The sequence below is a fragment of the Acidovorax sp. 94 genome, from assembly GCF_003634645.1.
Lineage (GTDB): Bacteria > Pseudomonadota > Gammaproteobacteria > Burkholderiales > Burkholderiaceae_C > Acidovorax > Acidovorax facilis.
On sequence record NZ_RBJA01000001.1, the window covers coordinates 1223919 to 1244562 of the forward strand.

Annotated in this window: 22 protein-coding genes and 2 pseudogenes; 12 read left to right on the top strand and 12 right to left on the bottom strand. The window is 59.5% G+C overall.

Features of this window, described 5'->3' with window-relative positions; all coding sequences use genetic code 11:
• Positions 1 to 48: 48 nt before the first annotated feature.
• From C8C94_RS05720 to C8C94_RS25420, 5 genes are all read right to left on the bottom strand, one after another.
• Complete coding sequence (locus C8C94_RS05720) at positions 49 to 2421, bottom strand: heavy metal translocating P-type ATPase (RefSeq protein WP_255424228.1); 2373 nt, start codon at positions 2419 to 2421, stop codon at positions 49 to 51.
• A 41-nt stretch (positions 2422 to 2462) separates the two neighbouring features.
• Positions 2463 to 2702, bottom strand: a complete 240-nt coding sequence (locus C8C94_RS05725) for a DUF2933 domain-containing protein (RefSeq protein WP_082486164.1) — start codon at positions 2700 to 2702, stop codon at positions 2463 to 2465.
• 202 nt (positions 2703 to 2904) lie between these two features.
• On the bottom strand, positions 2905 to 3213 hold the full coding sequence (locus C8C94_RS05730; protein WP_051022494.1) for a DUF305 domain-containing protein: 309 nt from the start codon (positions 3211 to 3213) through the stop codon (positions 2905 to 2907).
• 134 nt (positions 3214 to 3347) lie between these two features.
• A complete protein-coding gene (locus C8C94_RS05735) occupies positions 3348 to 3758 on the bottom strand; it encodes a four-helix bundle copper-binding protein (RefSeq protein WP_015012978.1) in 411 nt (136 codons plus the stop codon).
• 279 nt (positions 3759 to 4037) lie between these two features.
• On the bottom strand, positions 4038 to 4265 hold the full coding sequence (locus C8C94_RS25420) for a hypothetical protein (RefSeq protein ID WP_147433235.1): 228 nt from the start codon (positions 4263 to 4265) through the stop codon (positions 4038 to 4040).
• A 291-nt stretch (positions 4266 to 4556) separates the two neighbouring features.
• On the opposite strand from C8C94_RS25420, the gene C8C94_RS05740 reads away from it, so the two are divergent.
• Entirely contained in the window at positions 4557 to 4928 is a 372-nt protein-coding gene (locus tag C8C94_RS05740) for a hypothetical protein (RefSeq protein WP_082486177.1), read from the top strand.
• A 96-nt stretch (positions 4929 to 5024) separates the two neighbouring features.
• Positions 5025 to 5549, top strand: a complete 525-nt coding sequence (locus C8C94_RS05745) for a DUF4148 domain-containing protein (RefSeq protein ID WP_008904063.1) — start codon at positions 5025 to 5027, stop codon at positions 5547 to 5549.
• Positions 5550 to 5665: 116 nt separating this feature from the next.
• On the opposite strand, the gene C8C94_RS05750 is transcribed toward C8C94_RS05745, so the two are convergent.
• The 5 genes from C8C94_RS05750 to C8C94_RS05770 form a co-directional block, all read right to left on the bottom strand.
• On the bottom strand, positions 5666 to 6286 hold the full coding sequence (locus C8C94_RS05750) for a class I SAM-dependent methyltransferase (RefSeq protein WP_121422723.1): 621 nt from the start codon (positions 6284 to 6286) through the stop codon (positions 5666 to 5668).
• A gap of 114 nt (positions 6287 to 6400) precedes the next feature.
• Positions 6401 to 6709 (bottom strand): flagellar hook-basal body complex protein FliE, encoded by a 309-nt coding sequence (fliE, locus tag C8C94_RS05755; protein WP_056745009.1) that lies wholly within the window; start codon positions 6707 to 6709, stop codon positions 6401 to 6403.
• Positions 6710 to 6953: 244 nt separating this feature from the next.
• Positions 6954 to 8216 carry a type II restriction endonuclease gene (locus C8C94_RS05760; protein WP_121420043.1) on the bottom strand — a complete coding sequence of 421 codons (1263 nt, stop codon included), beginning with the start codon at positions 8214 to 8216 and terminating at the stop codon, positions 6954 to 6956.
• Entirely contained in the window at positions 8209 to 9615 is a 1407-nt protein-coding gene (locus C8C94_RS05765; protein WP_121420044.1) for a heavy metal sensor histidine kinase, read from the bottom strand. Before C8C94_RS05765 ends, C8C94_RS05760 begins: the two co-directional genes overlap by 8 nt.
• The gene (locus C8C94_RS05770; protein WP_121420045.1) at positions 9612 to 10298 is read right to left on the bottom strand and encodes a heavy metal response regulator transcription factor; all 687 of its coding nucleotides are present in this window, start codon (positions 10296 to 10298) and stop codon (positions 9612 to 9614) included. Before C8C94_RS05770 ends, C8C94_RS05765 begins: the two co-directional genes overlap by 4 nt.
• A 229-nt stretch (positions 10299 to 10527) precedes the next feature.
• Here C8C94_RS05770 and C8C94_RS05775 point away from each other — a divergent pair, with 229 nt between their 5' ends.
• From C8C94_RS05775 to C8C94_RS25425, 6 genes are all read left to right on the top strand, one after another.
• Positions 10528 to 10761 carry a hypothetical protein gene (locus C8C94_RS05775; RefSeq protein WP_233573407.1) on the top strand — a complete coding sequence of 78 codons (234 nt, stop codon included), beginning with the start codon at positions 10528 to 10530 and terminating at the stop codon, positions 10759 to 10761.
• Positions 10758 to 12191, top strand: a complete 1434-nt coding sequence (locus C8C94_RS05780; RefSeq protein ID WP_121420047.1) for a TolC family protein — start codon at positions 10758 to 10760, stop codon at positions 12189 to 12191. Before C8C94_RS05775 ends, C8C94_RS05780 begins: the two co-directional genes overlap by 4 nt.
• 19 nt (positions 12192 to 12210) lie before the next feature.
• Complete coding sequence (locus C8C94_RS05785; RefSeq protein WP_121422724.1) at positions 12211 to 13623, top strand: multicopper oxidase family protein; 1413 nt, start codon at positions 12211 to 12213, stop codon at positions 13621 to 13623.
• A 39-nt stretch (positions 13624 to 13662) separates the two neighbouring features.
• Positions 13663 to 14148, top strand: coding sequence for a plastocyanin/azurin family copper-binding protein (locus tag C8C94_RS05790; protein ID WP_121420048.1), 486 nt, complete (start codon positions 13663 to 13665; stop codon positions 14146 to 14148).
• Positions 14149 to 14189: 41 nt separating this feature from the next.
• Positions 14190 to 14528 (top strand): copper-binding protein, encoded by a 339-nt coding sequence (locus tag C8C94_RS05795; protein WP_121420049.1) that lies wholly within the window; start codon positions 14190 to 14192, stop codon positions 14526 to 14528.
• Positions 14529 to 14606: 78 nt separating this feature from the next.
• The gene (locus C8C94_RS25425) at positions 14607 to 14900 is read left to right on the top strand and encodes a hypothetical protein (RefSeq protein ID WP_147433236.1); all 294 of its coding nucleotides are present in this window, start codon (positions 14607 to 14609) and stop codon (positions 14898 to 14900) included.
• A gap of 105 nt (positions 14901 to 15005) precedes the next feature.
• On the opposite strand, the pseudogene C8C94_RS25820 reads toward C8C94_RS25425, so the two are convergent.
• Positions 15006 to 16003, bottom strand: a pseudogene (locus tag C8C94_RS25820) (transposase).
• Between the two features lie 258 nt (positions 16004 to 16261).
• Positions 16262 to 16648 (bottom strand): YkvA family protein, encoded by a 387-nt coding sequence (locus tag C8C94_RS05805; protein WP_121420050.1) that lies wholly within the window; start codon positions 16646 to 16648, stop codon positions 16262 to 16264.
• A 127-nt stretch (positions 16649 to 16775) separates the two neighbouring features.
• Here C8C94_RS05805 and C8C94_RS05810 point away from each other — a divergent pair, with 127 nt between their 5' ends.
• The 4 genes and pseudogenes from C8C94_RS05810 (at position 16776) to C8C94_RS05830 (ending at position 20600) form a co-directional block, all read left to right on the top strand.
• Entirely contained in the window at positions 16776 to 17411 is a 636-nt protein-coding gene (locus C8C94_RS05810) for a Chromate resistance protein ChrB (RefSeq protein WP_199731203.1), read from the top strand.
• A gap of 190 nt (positions 17412 to 17601) precedes the next feature.
• Positions 17602 to 18611: pseudogene (locus C8C94_RS25830) on the top strand (MFS transporter).
• A gap of 821 nt (positions 18612 to 19432) precedes the next feature.
• On the top strand, positions 19433 to 20221 hold the full coding sequence (locus C8C94_RS05825) for a HupE/UreJ family protein (RefSeq protein WP_121420052.1): 789 nt from the start codon (positions 19433 to 19435) through the stop codon (positions 20219 to 20221).
• Positions 20222 to 20249: 28 nt separating this feature from the next.
• Positions 20250 to 20600, top strand: a complete 351-nt coding sequence (locus C8C94_RS05830; protein ID WP_121420053.1) for a DUF6488 family protein — start codon at positions 20250 to 20252, stop codon at positions 20598 to 20600.
• Positions 20601 to 20644: the final 44 nt, after the last annotated feature.

The following is a 20644-nucleotide window of genomic DNA, read 5'->3' on the forward strand; positions in this document are numbered from 1 at the left end:
GGTGGTCACGGACTTAACCTAGATCAAATCCGGGCCTGCAGAGCTAACTCAGCCTTTGCGCAGCCGCAGCGCGTTGGTGATCACCGACGCAGAACTTAGGCTCATCGCCAGGGCCGCAATCATTGGCGACAGCAGCCATCCGGTGAAGGGATACAGCAGCCCTGCGGCGATCGGGATGCCCAGCGCGTTGTAGAGGAAGGCAAACATCAGGTTCTGCTTCATGTTGCCCACCGTTGCCTCCGACAATTCCCGCGCTGTGGAAATCCCCCGCAGATCGCCCTTGACCAAGGTGACCTGTGCGCTGTTCATCGCCACATCGGTGCCGGTACCCATCGCGATCCCCACATCCGCCTTGGCAAGGGCGGGCGCGTCGTTGATTCCGTCCCCCGCCATGGCAACGACACGGCCTTCGGCCTGCAGCCGCGACACCAGAGCCAGCTTGTCCGCAGGTTTGACTTCTCCGTGGACCTCATCAATCCCCAGCTTTGCACCCACCGCCTTGGCGGTAGTCATACCGTCGCCTGTGGCCATCACAATGCGCAGTCCCGCCGCATGCAAGGTTGCCAGGGCTTCGGGCGTGCTGGGCTTGATGGCGTCCGAAACCGCCAAGAGACCTTGAAGCTGGCCATCGGCCGCCAGATACATCACGCTGGCGCCTGTGGCGCGCAAGGCCTCTGCCTGCGCAAGCAACGGATCCGCAGAAACGCCCACCTGCTCCATGAGGACCGTGTTTCCCAAGGCGAGCTGGCGCCCGGCGACCCGACCGCTTACGCCGATCCCAGACCCGGACTCAAAGTCTTCGGGCTTGTCCAGAGTCAGGCCCTTCGCGCGGGCCGCCTGGACAATTGCGTCGGCCAGCGGATGCTCGCTGCCTTGGTCCAGGCTGGCCGCCAGGCGCAGCACTTCATCGTCTGAGATGCCGGGCATGGCCACCACACGTTCGAAGGAGGGTTTGCCCTCTGTCAGCGTGCCGGTCTTGTCCACAATGAGCGTGTCCACCTTGCGCAGATTCTCGATGGCTGCGGCGTCCCTGAACAGCACGCCGCTGGTCGCTCCCCGGCCAGTGGCCACCATGATCGACATTGGAGTCGCGAGGCCCAACGCGCAAGGACACGCGATTATCAGCACCGCCACGGCGTTCACCAGGCCGTAGACCCAACGTGGCTCCGGCCCGAACAGGCCCCACGCAAACAGCGTGAGCAGCGCGATACCGACCACGGCCATCACGAAGTACCCCGCCACCTGGTCCGCCATCCGCTGCATTGGAGCGCGTGAGCGCTGTGCCTGAGCAACCATTTGAACGATCTGCGAGAGCATGGTGGCAGAACCCACCCGCTCTGACCGGATCACCAGCGCACCGTTGGTATTGAGCGTGGCACCAATGACTGCATCACCAGGTCCTTTGACGATGGGAAGCGGCTCGCCAGTGAGCATGGCTTCGTCTACCGCGCTGTTCCCCTCGACCACTACGCCATCCACCGGCACCTTCTCCCCGGGGCGTACGCGCAGCAGGTCACCAACATGGACGTGGGACAGCAGGACGTCGCTCTCCTCGCCGTTGGCGTCGATGCGCCGCGCGGTCTTGGGGGCCAGGCCCAGCAACGATTTGATGGCGGCCGAGGTCTGCGAGCGTGCCTTGAGCTCCAGCATCTGCCCGAGCAGCGTGAGCGAGATGATGACGGCTGCCGCTTCGAAGTACACCGCCACGCGGCCCATGGCCTGGAACGAGGCTGGAAATACCCCAGGCGCCACGGTGGCGACTACGCTGTAGACAAAAGCGGCACCGGTGCCCAGACCGATCAGCGTCCACATGTTGGGACTGCGGTTGGCGATGGACTGGGCGCCACGCACAAAGAAGGGCCAGCCAGCCCACAGCACGATGGGAACCGTCAGCACCAGCTCAATCCAGCTCTGGGTGGCCATTTCGAACCACTGCAGCCGGTGCCCCACCATGGCCAGAAAAGTGACCACGACGGTGAGGGGCAGCGTCCACCAGAAGCGATGCCGGAAATCCACGAGCTCGGCGTTTTCTCCCTCATCCAGCGTGGGGAGTATGGGTTCCAATGTCATGCCGCATTTGGGGCAGTTTCCAGGATGATCCTGCTGCACCTCTGGGTGCATGGGGCAGGTGTAGATGGTGCCGGGCTGAGTTGCTTCAGGCTCAGTGCCGGACGTGCCATGAGCGCCCGGTGCGTACTTCTGCGGTGCCTCGACAAAGCGCCCCTGGCACTTCGCGCTGCAAAAGTAGTAGTTGTGGCCCTCGTGGAGCGCAGTGTATTGGGACTGGGCAGTCACCGCCATACCGCAGACGGGGTCTTTCAGCGCCGTCGAGGATGGAGGTTTGTGACCTTCATGAACTTCATGACCTTCATGAGGAGGATGCTCGTGGTGAGCATGATCGTGCGGCGCTGTTGTAGCCATGGTTGTAGTTCCTGAAGATGAGTGTCTTGCGCTGCTCGGGATTACTTGCGGCCCGATTCGCCGCCATGCGAACCGTGGCCCCCATGCCCATGGAAAAGGTGCATTAGTGGGCAGGCCAACAAGAGCAGGTAAGGCCAAAAACCTGCGATATGCGACCAGTGCTCTCTGAGCAGGAAGAATGCCCCGATCAGTCCAAGCATGATCACTGCACCGATCAATTTCTTGCTACCTCCTGCGGGCTTTGTAGCACCCGAATGCTCAATGGTGTGGCTGTGGTTCATGGTGTTCTCCAACAAAGGTCACAGGTGGCGGACCTCGTGGGAACGATAAGGCTTAACACGGTGGGAGTGTCAAGCAAGAACCTTTGCCACCTTTGACCTCAATCAAGGGCCTGGACTGCAACAGGCATCCGATCCCTTCCCAAACGGCACTGCCCTGGATTTCGACGATCCAAGAGCCAGGGCAGCGACATCGGACTCAGGACTATTTGGTAGGAGCGGCAGGTGTCTTGCCACTGCGGGCCAAAAATGCATCCAGTTCAGCGATTTCCTTTTTCTGAGCGGCAACGATGTCCTTGGCCATCTTGAGCATTTTCGGGTCCTTGCCATCCCGCAACTGGGCCTGGGCCATGTCAATCGCACCCTGGTGGTGGACCCGCATCATCTGGGCAAAATCCACATCTGGGTTGCCCGACATTGGCACGGATGCCATCTTGTCGTTGTTCTCTTTCATCATTGCCTTCATGTCCATCTTGCCGTGAGGCATCGATTGATCCATACCGGCGCCCTTCATGCCCGAGTGGGGAGCGGTCTGGGCATGCAGTGCCAGAGGCGACAACAAGCCACAAGCTATGACAGCGGCGGCGGACAGCGAGTGAGAAGCTGGGAATGTTTTCATAGATGCTCTCCAGGAGTTAAGCAACGGGATTAAGCCGCACGCGCCATGGCGTCGCACTCTTGGGCGCACTTGAGACAAGCCTGCGCACAGGCCTTGCAGTGGTCTGCCTCATGCCTGGCGCATTCATCGGCGCAGGCCTTGCAGATCTGAGCGCACAGCGCGCAAATCGCAGCTGCATGCTCGCTATTGCGCGCCATGGCGTCGGCCGCAAAGCTACACGCTGCTGCGCAGTCGACGTCCAGGGCAATGCAGCGTGCCATCATCTTCACGTCGTCTTCTTTCAAACAAGCTGCGAAGCACTGATGGCAGGCCGTGGCGCACGACTGGCAAGCCTCGATGCAAGACACATATTGGTTCGGGGTGTGGTTCATCAAAATCTCCTGATAAGTAGCTCGAAAGATGAGCGAGAACCTGCGCAGTTGCCTGCGAGGAGCGTCCATCTTTTGCCGCGTGGGGTAATCGGCGCTGTAGGCTGGCATCGCCAATTGACGCGGATTTCGAGCGATTTGCCGTCGTTATGCGCCATAGATTACGAGGAGATTTCAGGGCTGTAATTTACGCATCACATTCGCGCGAGGGTCGCCGCAACGGCCAGTTGCTATTCATATCTGTATGCCGGTCGTTTGCTCGTACAGTTGAGTTGCTGAGGCAACGACCGCGCAGCGCACTACGTTCATCGATGAAGAGCGTGATCAATGCAACATAAGCGTACGGCAAAATCATCTTGATGAAGATGTAGGGACATCGACAATCGTGCCAACAGCCACCGATTGCAAGTGCGCCCGATCAAGCGTTCCCTGGCAGTTGGTGTCTTTGCGTGCAAGTTCTTCAAGCGCACACAGCACGAGATCGGCTACAGCGGGTTCCCGCTGCCCGCGCGCTTGCTCAAAAACGCGCAAAAGTGCGTAGCTGAGCTGTCGACGGGTATCAGCAATCTTGTAGGTCATAGCATCACCTCCATGCGTCGCTTTTGCCTAAACTGGCAGCTTGGGCCTTGTCCCTGTGTGAATGTCAAGAAGAGTGCAGGCCCTTAGGAAATCGCCTTCGAGCGAAGGTCCATCCTTCGCTCATGCGCTCTTCAGAGCATGCCAGCAACCCCCATGCGGCCTGTGGCTTTCAAAATCGTAATCGGAAGGTCACCGCTTCGTAGGGGTGCGGCTTCTAGACTTCTCTACGTGGCGCAGAAAAACGCCACCTGGATGGACCATATCGGGCATCCGGCGCCACAGGAGACCATCATGAAAGTTCGTACCGCCATCCTAGTCGCCAGCCTCGCTGCATCCGCTACAGCGTCCTTTGCCACTTCGGTGTACCACGCAAGCCCAAGCCAGGAAGAAGGCGTGAGTCTGGCCCCCGACCACCTGGGCAACGCGATCAGCCGCCAAGCTGTCGAAAACACCGTTCTGGCCGCTCAAAAGGACGGTTCGCTGTACTGGATCAGCCGTGGCTACCCCGCTACCTATCCGCTCGTCCCCGGTCCCAAGCTCACCAAGACCCGCCAGCAAGTTCTGGATGAGTTGCAGGCCGCCAAGCGCAACCCTGTGACCAGCGATGGCATGCGCGACCTGGGCGGCGAGGCAGGTTGGGTCAACGCCCGCCAACTCCCCTGAGCTGTCTCAACGATTACCTGCAATCGTGTGCCCCTTCAAGACCGGCCTGCGGTTGCACTCAAACCACCATCATTTATTCAACAAGGAAATCCCATCATGAAACTCAAGTCCACCCTCATCGTCCTTTCCCTCGTCGCCGCCCCCGCATTTGCTTCGGACCAAGCGGTCAGCAAGACGCGCGAACAAGTGCGGGCTGAATTGGCGCAGGCTCAGCGAAGCGGCGACATGCTCGCCTTTGGCGAATCGGGTCTTACGCTCAAACAGATCAATCCTGGCGCCTATCCCGTGGCTACTTCGACTCAGGTCGGCAAATCCCGGGAGCAAGTGCGGGACGAGTTGGAGCAGGCTATCCGCACAGGCGACATCATGGTGGCCGGCGAGTTCGGGGTCAAACGCAATGAACTGATGTCAGGCCGCTATCCCACCGTGGCGAGCAAATCGCTGAAGACACGCGACCAGGTCAAGAGCGAGCTGGCACGTGCCATCCGCGAGGGCGAAGTCGTCGCTGTGGGCGAAGACGGCCGCAAACTCAACGAAATCTATCCGGACCGATACCACGCAGCGCAGCATGCTGCCGTCGCCGTCACATCGGATGAGTCCACCAAGGCTCCCCGCTTCTAAATCGGTCCGGTCCACGTGAGGACGTCGATGCCTGGCAAGAGCGCCTGCATAGCGAACCATAGGCCCAAGGAAAATATGTCTGTAGGGGCATCGGAGGCATCGGCGCGATGCGAACCTCAGCTCGGCTCTTTGCGGCACAGACAGTAGATGAACTTCTGGACGGTGCCGAGTGGCGTATGGTGCTCTTCGCGCGCTTGCTGCAAGAGCGTGAATGGGGCCCCGAATTGCGCGTGCAAGCCGTCGGCGCTGTAGCGCATGACGGGCAAACCGCTGCACCTCTCTGGTCCGTCTTCTGCAAACGTCGCCACGATGACGTGACCGCCGGGCTTGACAGCGCGCAGAACCGCCTGAACGTAGGCCTCCCGCTCGTGCGACGAGGTAAGGAAATGAAAAACGGCCCTGTCATGCCAAACGTCGTAGGCATGCCGTGGAAGGTCCACGCGCGTAATGTCGCTCACAAGCCAGGTTACGGTGTCCGCACGCGCCCCCAGTCGAGACCGTGACGCCGACAAAGCAGCCTCGGACAAGTCAAGAACCGCGACCTTCATGTACCCCTCATCAAGCAAATCATCGACCAAAGTTGAAGCACCCCCTCCAATATCAATGATGCTCGCATCACGGGCGACTGAAGTCTGCCGAATGAGCTGGGTGGATTGCTGAGCGTGTTCCTGAAACCAACTCACCCCAGAGGTGGGCTTTGCCGTGTAGACCTGCTCCCAAAGATCTTTGGACTGCATGTAAATCTCCAATGAAAGTACGCGCGTCTATGCTCTCGCAGGAATGTGCCGACTTCGCTGGGAAGCGTCCGCGCCGATCTGTGCTCCGACTACGTGGCTTTTGCCCAGAGCAAGTCACACCTGCATATTCATCACATCGGTGTAGGCTTGAACAATTCGGTTACGACTTTGCAGGGTAGCCTGAAACGCAATGTTCGACTTGACTCCGGCGAGCATCGTTTCTTCCAAGCTGACCGTGGGATTGCCGAGTGTGACCTCACGACTCAGCCGACCCGACTCACTTTGCAAATGGCTGGTGGTTGTCAGCGCCTGCTTCATCGCGTCCAGAAAACCGCCTTCCTGGATGCTCGGCGCTTTGTGCACAGAGTTTCCCAACAAGCCGACTGGCGATAGAGCATCTAATGGCTTAGTAGTGACGTTCATGTCGAGAGCTTCTTGGTTTTGGCGAAGAATTTGCGAAGTGCCGCCTCGGAGATCTCTACCAAGGTGATGGCTCATCGTAGCTAATGGCGCCTGACCTGTAACTTTTGCGACGCAAGCCTCTGCCCCTCAATCCCTGCGTTTGGGATAACAGGAACTTCATCTTGCCGACATCCCCGAGGATTGCCTCCCCCTGGGCCCAAGGAGCCAAACCCACAGGGACCGCGCCGCGCCGATGAACCGTGGCTCACAGCCGCTGCGAAATCTCTAGCAGCGGCTTGATGCTGGACCCAAAGCGGCTCATGGAAGCATGGTTCTGCTCCAGCTGGCTGTAAGGCAAGTACCGGATTCCAAGCTCCGACACCCTGGAGAAGGCAGGCCTTTGAAGTTGCTCAGCGACCTTGTCTCTGCGATTGTCTGGAGCCACCAGAAACAGCGCACAGTTGCCTGCAACCGGCGTGCCCAAGGCCAGATCGAGCATGCGGACGATGCCCGAATAGATGGACGTGGTGTGTTCGACTTCGAATGCAGCGGCGAATTGCGAGGTCTGGGGATCAACCCATACAACATCGATCAGTCGCACAGACTCCAGTCCTCGGTCCAGGCTGGCGGGCAACTGCGCCATGCATCCATCTCCCAGCAGCCCCCCGCCATGGGCGCGGCCCCGGTCGTTGGACGCTATCCAGACCTCAAAGCCGAGGGCCTTGCCCAGGTCGCGCAGCGAAGCCTGGACACCCGTGTGCGTCGCATCGCTCTCGGTAGCTTGGGACAGTTCCCGTTGCAATGCGGTGGATTCCTGACGTACGCGTTCTAGATCCTCTTGCCACAAAGCAGCGGCTGCAGCGTCCATTGCCGGAGGCGGTGCGGCATATCGGCCACTGCCTATATCAAACATGAGTCCCGCGATCGCGCCCAGATCGTTCGATAGTTTCAGCCGGTACTGCGCGTTTAGGCGCAGCAGGCGCTCTCGCATGGAGAGATAGTGGTCCCATCGCCCGAGCTTTACGCGTACGCCAGTCACGGCATTGAACCCATTGACGATGGCTGTATTGAAAGGAGAGACCAGCGTCGGGTGTATGAAGTAGAGCAAGTTGGCGACCGCTGGCCCCAGACCCTTGATGCCAACTGCATCAATTCGCTGAATAGCGGCCACCACGTCTTCCGCGCAGTCGCAGTGATCGCACATGTGAAGAAGGTCTGCAAAGGCGCGCTGATTGCTTGCGTTCTCGTAGATGTCGGGAATCCGCAATTTGGGTTTCCACAGGAACGCGTGGTCTGCCCCCCTGAAAATCTGGCGCTGCTCCGCCACAGAACCCACGATCGTCTCCAGCGAAGAGCCACGGTAGGCATTGCCAAATGTTCCAGCGCGGATGTCTTCCACCACCTGTGCGATGCCTCGGCGAATCGAACGGAAGTTCTTGATCCGTTGGTCCCACAAGAACCAGGTGTTGTAAGTGCTGCTCGGGTCAGTCTTCCAGCAGTCTATGAGGGTTGCAAGCGGGTCATGCATCTGTCGTGAGGTGCTTGCCAATGCTTTGTGCACTGGGGAAATACATCGAAAAACAAGTCCTGCCATCGGCCGAACTCACAGAGATGCGGCCTCGGTGCGCATGAACAATCGCCTGGGTGATAGACAAGCCCAAGCCCGCACCGTCGGAGTCCAGTTGCTTGCGCGACTTGTCTGCCCGAAAGAAGCGGTCGAAAAGGCGGGGGATCATCTGCGCGTCGATGGAAGGTCCAGTGTTGACTACATCCACGGTGGTTCCGTGAACGTCCCCTTGAATGTCAACGACCACCTGTTCTCCAGGGGGGGTATAGCGAATGGCGTTGGACAGGAGATTGCTCAGCGCCCGGCGCAGCATCAACCGATCGCCAGTGATCTCTGCCGCCCCAATAAGCTGCAGACCGACCTGCTTTTCTTCGGCAAGGGCCTCGTAGAAGTCAAACAGGGCCTGTGCTTCGTCGTGGACAGCAATTTTTTCCGTACTGGGAAGAATGAGTCCGTGGTCGGCTTTCGCCAGGAACAACATATCCGCCACCATGCGGGCCAAACGCTGGTACTCCTCGGCGTTGGAGGCCAGTATGTCCTGGTACTCCTCGGAGGAGCGAGTTTGGCTAAGCGTGACCTGGGTCTGCGTCATCAGATTGTTGATGGGCGTTCGCAGCTCGTGAGCCAGGTCCGAAGAAAACTCGGACAACCGGTCGAACTCCTCCTTCAGGCGCCGGAGCATCTCGTTGAGGGTGGTCGCCAGGTCGGCCATCTCCACCGGAAACTCCTCGGTTGGCATCCGCTCGTCCAGCCGCTGCGCCGTGATCGCCATGGCGCGAGACCGCATGGTCCGAAGTGGGGCCAAGCCATTCTTTGCGGCCCACCAACCCAGTATTCCCGCCACCAGAGTGGCTAACGCCACGTAACCCACTAGCGTCTGAATCAAGGCGTACATGAAGTGCTTGTGGTGGGCAATGTCAACTGCCACCCAAACCTGCAGCGGCGGCTCGGCGGAACCTGGCAACGTCACAGATGCTGACATTCCTCGGTACTCCCGCTCTGCGGTTTTCCAGGATGCAACCCCCAGTCGGGCCTGCTGGGTCTGGGCGATGAGGTCCTCTGGAAACTGGAAATCCGGAGTCGCGTAGAGCGGATCTCTGTCACGGAAAACGCTGACAAAAAGGCCCTCGTGGCTGTGCAAAACGTCGTCCAGCCGAATTTTGAGGTCCTGCGGTGACGTGGATTTTCCTATCACCTCACGTGTGAGGTGAATTTTGTCGCGCAGAGCATCGCGGTCGAGTTCCACAAAATGCCGGTCAATGGAAATGGCAACAAGTGTCCCCAGGCCAACAAGCACGAGCCCGGAAGCCAGCGTAAAAAAGACTGTCAGTCGTGTCGTGAGCGAGTACCGGGATTTCACGCACTCTCCTGCGGCGCCTCAAGCACATACCCCATGCCTCGCACCGTCTGAATCAGTTTGGCGTCATAGGCATCGTCAACTTTGCCCCGAAGCCGGCGCATTGCAACCTCGACTACATTGGAATCGCTGTCGAAATTCATATCCCACACCTGCGACGCAATCAGAGAACGGGGCAAAACTTCCCCTTGGCGACGCATCAGCAGTTCAAGCAGACCGAACTCCTTGGGCGTGAGGTCAATGCGCTTACCGGACCTGCTGACCCGACGCCGAAGAAGGTCCAGCTCAAGATCGGCCACCTGCAGAATGGTCACCTCGGCGCCACTACGGCCGCGCCGCAGTATGGTCCGGGCCCTTGCCAGCAATTCGGCAAAAGAAAACGGCTTGACCAGATAGTCGTCTGCGCCCAACTCTAGGCCTTTGACGCGATCCTGAACCTGGTCCTTTGCCGTGAGAAATAACACGGGCATCTCAAGGCCACGGCGACGCATATTGGTGAGGACCTGCCAGCCGTCCATCCGAGGGAGCATCACATCCAGGATCACCAGATCGTAGTCTTCCTCTTGAGCCAGACGCAGGCCATCGACACCGTTGTGAACCAGATCTGCGTTGAATCCTGCTTCACGCAAGCCTTGACGCAGGTATTCCCCGGTTTTGAGTTCATCCTCAACGATCAGTATCTTCACGAGACCTCCTTGGCTCTGCAAGAGGTCGCCAGTGTGCCTGCAGATTTCTGCCTTTCTTGAACATGACAAAGATGTAATTGAGACGTTATCTATTTGGAAGCCATTGACTCACACAATGCGTTGCATCAAAACGCATGGTGAATCTATGAGAAATTCTTGGCTTTCACGACTTAACTCAATCCCCTGGCTGGCCGCAGCACTGCTGGCACCCTCTCTGACACTTGCTCAGATGCCGGACGCTGCCCCCGCGAAGGTGGACTACCAACTTTCGTACCGATCAGCTCTCACGGGCTATGAGGTCTACAAGGAGCAATCCGTCCAGCCGTGGAAGGCCGCCAACGACAAGGTGGGTGAAATCGGAGGATGGCGGGCCTATGCCAAGGAAATGCGCCAGACGCCACCTGCAACCGGGCAGGAACAACCCGCGCAGGGCCATGACGCACACCACGGGGGCAAACAATGAACCGCCCCTTGCGCATGCCCCGCGCCAAACTCGTGATCGCCGTGGCCGCAGTGGCGGTCTTGTCTGGCTGCGCCAGCGTGAATCTGGAGCAAAACCTCTCCAGCGCCAACGCGGCGGCAAGCAGCTTCACGGACGGCCAGCTCACCTTGGCCCGGGACCAGAGCGAGCGAGATACGTTGCGACAGCGCGCTTCTGATTTGCTGTCCAAACCGCTGAGCCAAAAGGATGCCGTACAACTTGCATTGGTCAATAGCCCATCCATGCAGGCCCTCGTGGCCCAAAACTGGGCGGACGCTTCCACTGCAGCCCAGTCCGGCCGCATCGCCAACCCCATCCTGAGCCTGGAGCGTGTGCGCTTGGGAGATGAGACGGAAATCGGTCGCCTCCTGTCCTTCGGCCTGCTGGATCTGCTGACCTTGCCAACACGCAAAGGTATTGCAGAGCAGCGAATCAAGCAGACCCAGTTACGCCTGAGTAGCGACGTGGTCGACCAAGTGACGCAGGTGCGCCAGGCTTGGGTCCGCGCTGTCGCCGCGCAACAGACGCTGACTTACACCCAGCAGGTCTTCGCCAGCGCCCAAGCCAGTGCTGAACTGGCCAAGCGCATGCAGTCGGTGGGCAATTTCAACAAGCTTGACCGTGCACGCCAGCAAGCGTTCTATGCCGACACAGCGACCCAGCTGGCCACCGCCCAGCACCAAGTCACCGCAGCCCGTGAGGAGCTGGTGCGGTTGCTGGGCCTGGACGACAACCAAGCCCAGCAGCTCAAGTTGCCTGAGCGCCTGCCCACACTGCCCAAGGAGCCGCTGTCCCCATCGGACGCTGGCCGCCAAGCGTCCAAGGGTCGGCTGGATCTGCAGATCGCGAAGGCTGACTACGACGCAGCCGCACGCACGCAAGGCTGGAACACGATCACGACCTTCACTGACATAGAACTGGGTGTACGGCGCGACTCTGTCTTCGATGCAGCCGAGAACACCCACTCCACACGGCGCGGCTTCGAGATCAGTCTGCAGCTGCCGATCTTCGATTGGGGTGGCATGCGACGCGATGCCATGAACGCGCAAACCCTGGCCGCTGCCAACCGCCTGGAGGCCACAGCTCGCGCGGCAGGCTCGAACTTGCGCGAGAGCTATTCCGCGTACCGCACGGCGTATGACATCGCGCGCCACCACCGCGACGAGGTGATCCCCCTGCGAAAAACCATCTCCGAAGAAAACCAGCTTCGCTACAACGGGATGCTGATCAGCGTTTTCGAGTTGCTCGCTGACTCCCGTGACCAGGTGAACTCGGTGATGGCGGCCCTGAACGCCGAACAGCAGTTCTGGCAGGCGGATGCCGCCCTTCAGGCCTCTCTCATCGGCAAGCCCACCAGTGCTGGCGTCTCGGGCGGTGGCGCAGCCGCTGCCGAAGCTGGTGCAGGCCACTGATCCCGTCAAGGAAACCAACATGAATTCAAGAAGAGATTTTTTCCGATTTGCGGGCATTGCCGGAGGGGCCGTGGCCGCAGCGAGTGTGAGCCGAGTGGCGATGGCAGCACTGCCGGAACCCGTGTACCAGTCAAGCCCAGACACCATGGCGCCTTTGGTGCCCAACTCTGGGCGTCCGTACAACCCGGTGGTCACGCTCAACGGCTGGACGCTGCCCTGGCGCATGAATCAGGGGGTCAAGGAGTTTCATCTGGTGGCAGAACCGGTGGTGCGCGAGATGGCCCCTGGCTTCAAGGCGCATCTTTGGGGGTACAACGGCCAGAGTCCGGGCCCCACCATTGAAGTGGTGGAAGGCGACCGCGTTCGCATTTTTGTGACCAACAAGCTGCCTGAGCACAGCAGCATCCACTGGCATGGACAGCGTTTGCCCAACGGCATGGACGGAGTGGCAGGGCTGAACCAGCCCGTGATTCAGTCGGGAAAAACCTTCGTCTACGAGTTCGTTGCGCGCCGTCCGGGGACATTCATGTACCACCCGCATGCCGATGAGATGACTCAGATGGCAATGGGCATGATGGGCTTTTGGATCACGCATCCAAAGACCAAGCATCCGCTAATCGATGAAGTGAATCGCGATTTCTGCTTCCTGCTAAGTGCCTACGACATTGAGCCCGGGGCCGCTACGCCGAAGGTCGCGGAAATGCTGAACTTCAATCTGTGGACTTGGAACAGCCGCATCTTTCCTGGCATCGACTCCTTGAACGTGCGGCTCAACGACAAGGTGCGCATTCGCATCGGCAACCTCACCATGACCAACCACCCGATGCATTTGCACGGTCACGAGTTTTTGGTCACCGGCACGGATGGCGGACCCACACCCAAGAGCACCCGTCTGTATGAAGTGACCACCGACGTGGCCGTTGGACAGATGCGTCAAATCGAGTTCCTCGCGGACGAAGAAGGCGACTGGGCGTTCCACTGCCACAAGAGCCACCACACCATGAATGCAATGGGGCACGACATTCCCACCATGATTGGTGTGGACCACCGAGGCGTGGCCAAGAAGATCAACAACCTGATTCCCGACTACATGGTCATGGGCGAGCGCGGCATGGCAGACATGACGGAAATGGAGATGCCCATTCCGGACAACACCATTCCCATGATGACCGGAGAAGGCCCGTTCGGCTCGGTCGAAATGGGCGGGATGTTCAGTGTCTTGAAGGTGCGCCGCGACCAGAAACCGGGCGACTATAAGAACCCGGGTTGGTACAAGAACCCTGAGGGCACGGTGGCCTACGAGTACACCGGTCCGATGGCTGAACCGGCCCGCTTCAAGGCCGAGGGCGGGCAGTCCATGCCTCGCAAAGAGAAGTCCAGCTCAGACACTGTCGTCAAGGTCAAAAAGCCGTCTTCGCACAGCGGCCACTAACTGCCACGTTCCCCATCACCTTCACAACCCAAGGCAACTATGAAACGCACTCTTTCCCTGATCGCAGCCTCCGCCCTGGTGGCTCTGTCCTTTAACAGCTTTGCAGGTGGCACTCACAGCGGTGGTCACGGCCACGCAAGCGAGGAGTCAGCCATCGGTCAACCCGGCAAAGCTGCCAAGGTGACCCGCACGATCAACGTGGACATGGCTGACACCATGCGCTTCACGCCGGCAGCAATCTCCGTCAAGCAGGGCGAAACCGTCAAGTTCGTGATCAAGAACAGTGGCCAGGTCAAGCACGAGTTCAGTCTGGGCACCGAGGCCGAGCTCAAGGAGCACTACGAGACCATGAAGAAGTTTCCCGAGATGGAGCATGACGAGCCCAGCAAGATCTCCCTCGCACCAGGCAAACAGGGCGCAATCATCTGGCAATTCACCAAAGCCGGTGATGTGAATTTTGCGTGCCTGTACCCAGGCCACTACGACGCTGGCATGAAGGGCCAGGTCAAGGTCTCCAAGAAGTAAATCCCGGGTTGCTGTGCCAACCCACTGAACAAGGAACATTTATGAAGAAAACCAATACCGCCATCTCCGCCGTACTGCTGTCGCTGGCCACGCTGCTGCCGGTCTCGACCATGGCGCAGGTTGCAGCTGATGCCGCCAAGTCGTCCCCCGCCGCAGCCTCCATGACCGATGGCGAGGTTCGCAAGATCGACAAGGACAGCAGCAAGATCACCATCAAGCACGGGGAGATCAAGCATTTGGAGATGCCGGGCATGACCATGGTGTTCAACGCCAAAGACAAGTCCCTGCTCGACAAGGTACAGGTCGGCGACAAGGTCAGCTTTATGGTGGTCAGCGAGGGCGGAAAGATGGTCGTGACGGCCATCGAGCCAGCCAAGTAATCCCAGCAACTCCTAGACAGCGCCCTCAATCCAGAGGGAATTTCCCCAACTCTACGGCAATGCCGCGAAAGACAAATCATGAAAACTCTTCTCATCGCCCTCGCACTGACAGCCGCATCCTCTGCCTTTGCAGCCGGTGATACCCAGGAAGCAACGCCTAATACCAACTCCAAGGCGCAAGCGCATGGAGAGGAACACAAGAAAGCCCGCCCCGTGACCCCCGTCAAGCGCGCCAATGACGGCAGTACCGCCCGGGGCGAAGGCTCTGGAATGGCCACGACGAGCAAGTCCGAAGCACGCGGGCAAGACAAGGCTAACGAGCGTGAAGCCAAGCCTCACAAGGAAACAAGCCAAGGGACCACTCCCAAGTAACGGCAGCGATTCGCTCAGCAGGCCACTCCGTAGTAGGCCTGCTGAGTGTTTCGGTGAGCGAAAACTCCAGAGTTGTTGAAACCTCATTTGTTTTTCGGTCAAGCATCAGCACCCGCAAATCGGCTTCCCCATTTGACCAGAATCATCGCTGCTGACGCCTGAAGGCAATGGTGCGCTGAAGGCACTCACCATTGGCCCGCTATACACGGGTGCAAAGCCCCCGTCCACTGTACGGAAGTTGGTGGTCTGTCCTTGATACAAGCGAGCGGCCAACCACATGACAGATCCCTCATAGGTGTACGCCCGCATATCAAACTTCATAGTCTGTCCGGCACCATCCGCGTTGACCTTGCGCTCACCTGGTGCCACCAACGCCTGCGCAACATACTCCCCGGCCAAGATCTCCCCCCAGACGCGCTTGGTAAGCTTGTCACCACGATAGGCAGCGCGGCTGCCAAACCCAGCGACTGGCTTGAAGAATAAACCCCGTCGCCCCTCCCAGAGGCGTTTTGCGTCTTCAGGCATGACAACTTCAGTGTGGGGCACATGTTCCAGCAGGACTTTCTGCGTCGCATCTGGTACACCCAGCGCGCTCATACGCAATCCATCGCTGAACAGCGCAAGGTTGCGCTTGTGGGCCAGCACAGCCTCGTCGCTGTGGCGCCCGCCGGCTCTGCCAGTCATGTCCTGTGGGCGGTGCAGCCAGTTGAAGTAGCCGCTGGCGCTGACCTCCAGCACGCCACACGAGATGCACAACGGGTACTGGCTCCTCATTTGGTGAATCCAGTCGTACCTCGCAGCGTGTCCTGCGCGAAGTACGCCGCAGCTTTTTTTGCGATGTCACGCTCCATGCGAAGCCGGGCAACCTCAGCGCGCAAGCGCGCTATCTCCATCTGCTCGGGCGAGACCCGCGCGGCCTTGTCAGCGTCACCAGCGCCGCTCAATGGCCCCTTGGCCGCCAGCCTCCCCCAGTTGCCTAGACTGGTCTTGGGGATACCCAGCACCTTGGCCACCACCGCAATAGCCTGACCAGCGCCCACCTGACGCACCGCCTCCAGTTTGAACTCCTGCGTGTACTGCGCACGCAGCTGCTTTGCTGCCATCTCTTGACTCCTTGTCGGTATTTTCAACAAGGCTAAGAACTCCACTTTTCAGGGGCAAGGTCAAAGTAGTTAGATCGCTCAGTTCATAGTCGAGCAGGGCTATACCCCATCGCTTGCACATGGGCCAGTGCTCCCGTCATGCGCATGCGGTGCGCAACACCAAGATTTTGAAAACCAAGCCGAGCCCAAACTGGGTATTTCATGCAGCGTTGCTGTTCGCGGAGGAGTGCCATCTGCGTGTGAGATTGGGTTGGGCACTCAGCCCTGCCACCACACCCAAAAAGCCCACGCGACTGCCAGCCAAACCAGCGCCACAAACGCCACGCCCCAAAGGGTCGAGGGCTTGACGCCATTGCGTGCCATCCATTCGTCCCCTTGGTTCTGACAATCAAGGCGCACTTCCACTGGAATCAGACGGATGGCCAGCCAGATCAACACCGGCAGCAGCAGCACATCGTCCATATAGCCCAGCACCGGGATGAAGTCAGGAATCAGGTCGATGGGACTCAGCGCATAGGCCACCACCACGGCAGCGAGTGTCTTGGCGGCCCAGGGGGTGCCCGCGTGGCGCAAGGCAAACCACAGCGTGACGCCATCGCGTTTGACGCGCCGCGCCCATTGGGGCAAGTCATTCAGAACTGACATCGGAATTTCCTTTTTCCACGTTCGCTATGCACATTTTGCAAGATTGATCTAGTATTGGCACATATTCATTGTAACTACCGCTACATTATTTGTGAATCAAGAATCACGCAGTGCGTTCAGTAGCTGGTTGCTCCTGACCTACAAGGTGCCAACCGAGCCATCCAAGTTGAGGGTGGCGATATGGCGTCGCATCCGAAGCCTGGGGGCGGTCTACCTCCAGAGCGGCCTGTGCGTATTGCCTGGCCGCAGCGAACACCAGCGCCAGATGCGCATGGTGCAGTCCGACATCGAACAGGCCGGCGGCGAAGCCATGATCTTTGAGACCCAGGCCATGGACGCGAAGCAGCAGGAACTCGTGGTCGGTCGCTTCAAGCAGGACCGCGATCAGGACTACGAAGAGTTCCTCGACAAATGTGAGGACTACAAGGGCGAGATCGCCAAAGAGTTTCTTGCCGACCATTACACCTTTGCCGAGGTCAAGGAAAACGACGAGGACCTGAAGAAACTCAAGGGATGGCTGGACCGCATCAAGGCGCTGGACTTTTTCGGTGCCCCCGCGCGAGCCACCGCCGAACAGCAGTTGGCTGAGTGCGAAGTGCTGCTGGAAAACTATGCCAACGAGGTGTTTGAGCGCGAGCAAAGCGGCAAGGGCTTGCCCAACAAGCCGGCAGCGGCCAAGCGAACGGCGACAAAGGCCGGCGCAGGGGAAAACACACAAGCAGCCAAATCAGTGCCCCGCAAGCGCGCGGGCAAGGCTTCTTGATACCTCCCATCGTGGACCGGCGTCATGGCTGTCAACGAGCCCACGAACTTTAAGGAGTCCACCCATGAGTCCCGAAGTTGCTCCCCGCCCATAAGACACCGCCGTGCCTCTCCAGCCTTGGCTGAACCGCACCGTCGGCGGTGTCGGTCTGACCATCGCACTGGGCGACTTTTGCTACGAGACCACGACCGTGATCCTGCCGGGATTTCTGGCGGTGTTGGGCGTGCCGGCGGCAGCCCTGGGTTTGATCGAAGGCGCCGCCGATGCGATGGCCAGCTTCACCAAGATAGTGTCTGGTTACATCGCCGACAAGTTAGGGCATCGCAAGCTGCTGGTGCTTCTGGGCTATGCATTGACCCCTGTGGGCCAAGCCCTGATCGCATTGGCCGCAGGCTGGCCACTTCTGCTGGCGGGGCGGCTGTTGTCCTGGTTCGGCAAGGGTTGCGTGGCCCGTTGCGCGATGCCATCGTGATCCAGGCCATCCATCCCGAAGCGCGTGAACGGGCCTCCGGTTTCCACCGGGCAATGTATACGATCGGCGCCGTCGTCGGCCCATTGTTGGGGGTAACCCTGCTGGGCTGGGCACAAGACCTGCACTGGGCAGATGCTGCTGGCCCGTTCCGGCTGGTGCTATGGCTCAGCGTCATCCAGGGCGTGCTTGCAGTCATCGCGTTCCTGACCCTGGTGCAGGATCCTGCGCACTCACCCAATCCCGGCCTGCGCCTTTTCAACACCCTGCGCGGCCTGCCATCTCGCTTCAAGAAATATTTGGCCGCGGTAGGAGTTTTCGGACTGGGAGACTTCTCACACAGCCTGCTCATTCTGGCGGCCACCCAACTGCTGACAGCGCGCCTTGGCATCGTTCACGCCGCCCAGGTAGCCGGGCTGCTCTATGTATGGCGAAATGTCGTGCAGCTCCTGGCCTCCTATCCGGTGCGCGCGCGGGCCGACCGCATCGGCTCGCTGCAAGTACTGGTGATCGGCTATGCGCTGGGCGCGCTGACGGCGCTGGGAGCGGTGGCTGCCTTCTGGTGGCAAGTCGACAGCATTCCCGTGTTGGCGTTGGTTTTCCTGGCCGCTGGGCTCTATATGACCGTTCAGGAGGCGCTGGAATCGACGGTGACGGCTGACATGGTGGCGCAGGACAAGCTGGCCACCGGCTATGGCGCGCTGGGCACAGTCAACGGCATCGCCAGCTGATTTCCACCTCGGCCGTGGGCTTGTTGTGGACGGCAATGTCGCCTTTGCTTGCCTTTGGGTTGGCGCCCGTGCTGATGGCCATGGGTACGCTGGCGCTGAGGCGTGTGCGGTGAGTTGCCAACGTCTGCGTCCATCCAGGGCGCAGCGTGGGACTGAGGGGTCGCCAGTATTGCTCTCTCCTCACCTTCACCGCTTGCATGATGGGTCTATCAGCGGTTGTCGGGTACGAATATGCCACTGGGTCCAGCAGGGAACTCTCGACCCCATAGGCTGTGATCTACAATTGATAGCATGCCCCATCGCTTGCGATCATTGCTGCTGGTAATTGCCTTGTTATGGCAATCCATCGGCATGGTCACTCCATTTGCGGTAGCACAGCGCGCGGACCAGATGGCCCACATGGTGGTCCATACCCAGGATGTCGACCATCACCACCACGAGGATCTCTCAGCGCATGTGGAGGCATCTGGTGGGCTCGACAGCCACGAGCACGCAGACACGGGGGTCACCCCGGCCGGTCTGTTGCCTAGTGCCTCGTTGAAAGTTCCCAGCCTTCCCCCTGCAAGCCCTGCCGCGCTCATATTGCAGCGGTACATCCCTCCCTCCTTGGACGGGCTTTTACGCCCTCCCACAGCGCTCGCCTGAGCGTGAACGTCTGCCGCGCATGAAGGCGCGCTGAGCGTTCATCCATTCCCTCCCTGACTTCTTTCGCCCAATGGCATCAGGCGCAGCGCGCCCGCTTGCGTTCGCCTGGGCCTTTTCAATGTCGCGGCAACGCGCGACATCGGGCACTCGTTCGCTCATATTTTGGAAGGCACTTCATGAACCTACCGCTCTGGTTGAAGCGGCTCGCTCCGGCCTTGCTCCTGTTGATTCCCCTGGTGGCCGTCGCGCATGGCATCTCCGAGGAGGATCGACAGCGCATGCTGGACGGTGGCTATCTTCAGTACATCGGTCTTGGCGCAAGCCACATGCTCACGGGCTACGACCACTTGCTCTTTCTCTTCGGGGTGGTGTTTTTTCTCTCGTCCTTCAAGGACGTAGCGAAATTCGTCACCGTGTTCACGATCGGGCACTGCATCACGCTGATCTTCGCCACGTATTTCAAGATCACCTGGAACTACTACCTGATCGACGCCATCATCGCGCTGAGCGTGATGTACAAGGCGTTCGACAACAACGGCGGGTTCCAGAAGCACTTTGATATCAAGTCGCCGAACCTTCTTGCAGCAGTGTTCGGATTCGGCCTGCTGCATGGTTTCGGGCTGTCAACGCGCTTGCAGCAGTTGCCGCTGGGCGACGACAGCGGCTCCATGCTGCTTCGTATCCTCAGCTTCAACCTGGGCGTGGAGCTGGGCCAGATCGCGGCTCTCACCGGCATGGTTGCCTTGCTCGCACTGTGGCGCCATCGACCGTCATTCAAGCGGTTCAGCTACATGGCCAACCTGGGACTTTTCTATGCCGGGGTGTACCTGCTTTTCATGCAGTTGCACGGCTACCAGCATGACGTCGATCCAGACAGTTTCCGATTCCCCGCCGCCGAGCACCAGCACGTCCATGAAGACATGGACATTCAGAAATCGACTGATGACAGTCGCAACACCCTTTGACCCGCTTTACCAACCGAAAGACAGCACCATGAAATACCTGATCGCCGCCGCAACCATCGTCTCTGGCTTCACCTTTGCGACCCCCGCGCTAGCCTCCGAGGGGGGCAGTTGCCACTTCCATGGCAACAAGCCCACCACCGACACGGTTGTGGTGGGATGCGCCAATCAGCGCAGGGACGCGCTGGTAGGCAGCGGCAAGCTGAACAAGCCGTGGCAGGCCGTGAAACACGACAAGGTCGAGATGGTCGACGGAAAAAAGGGCAAGGAATGGCGTGTGACGTTTAGCAACCCCGCGGAACAGGACAAGAGCAAGGCAACGCTCTACATGTTCTTCACGCCGGCAGGCAACTTCATAGCGTCGAACTTCACTGGCCAGTAACGCATGGCCGCCCCTGCAGCAGATGCGGGGGCCCTCCCAGGGGA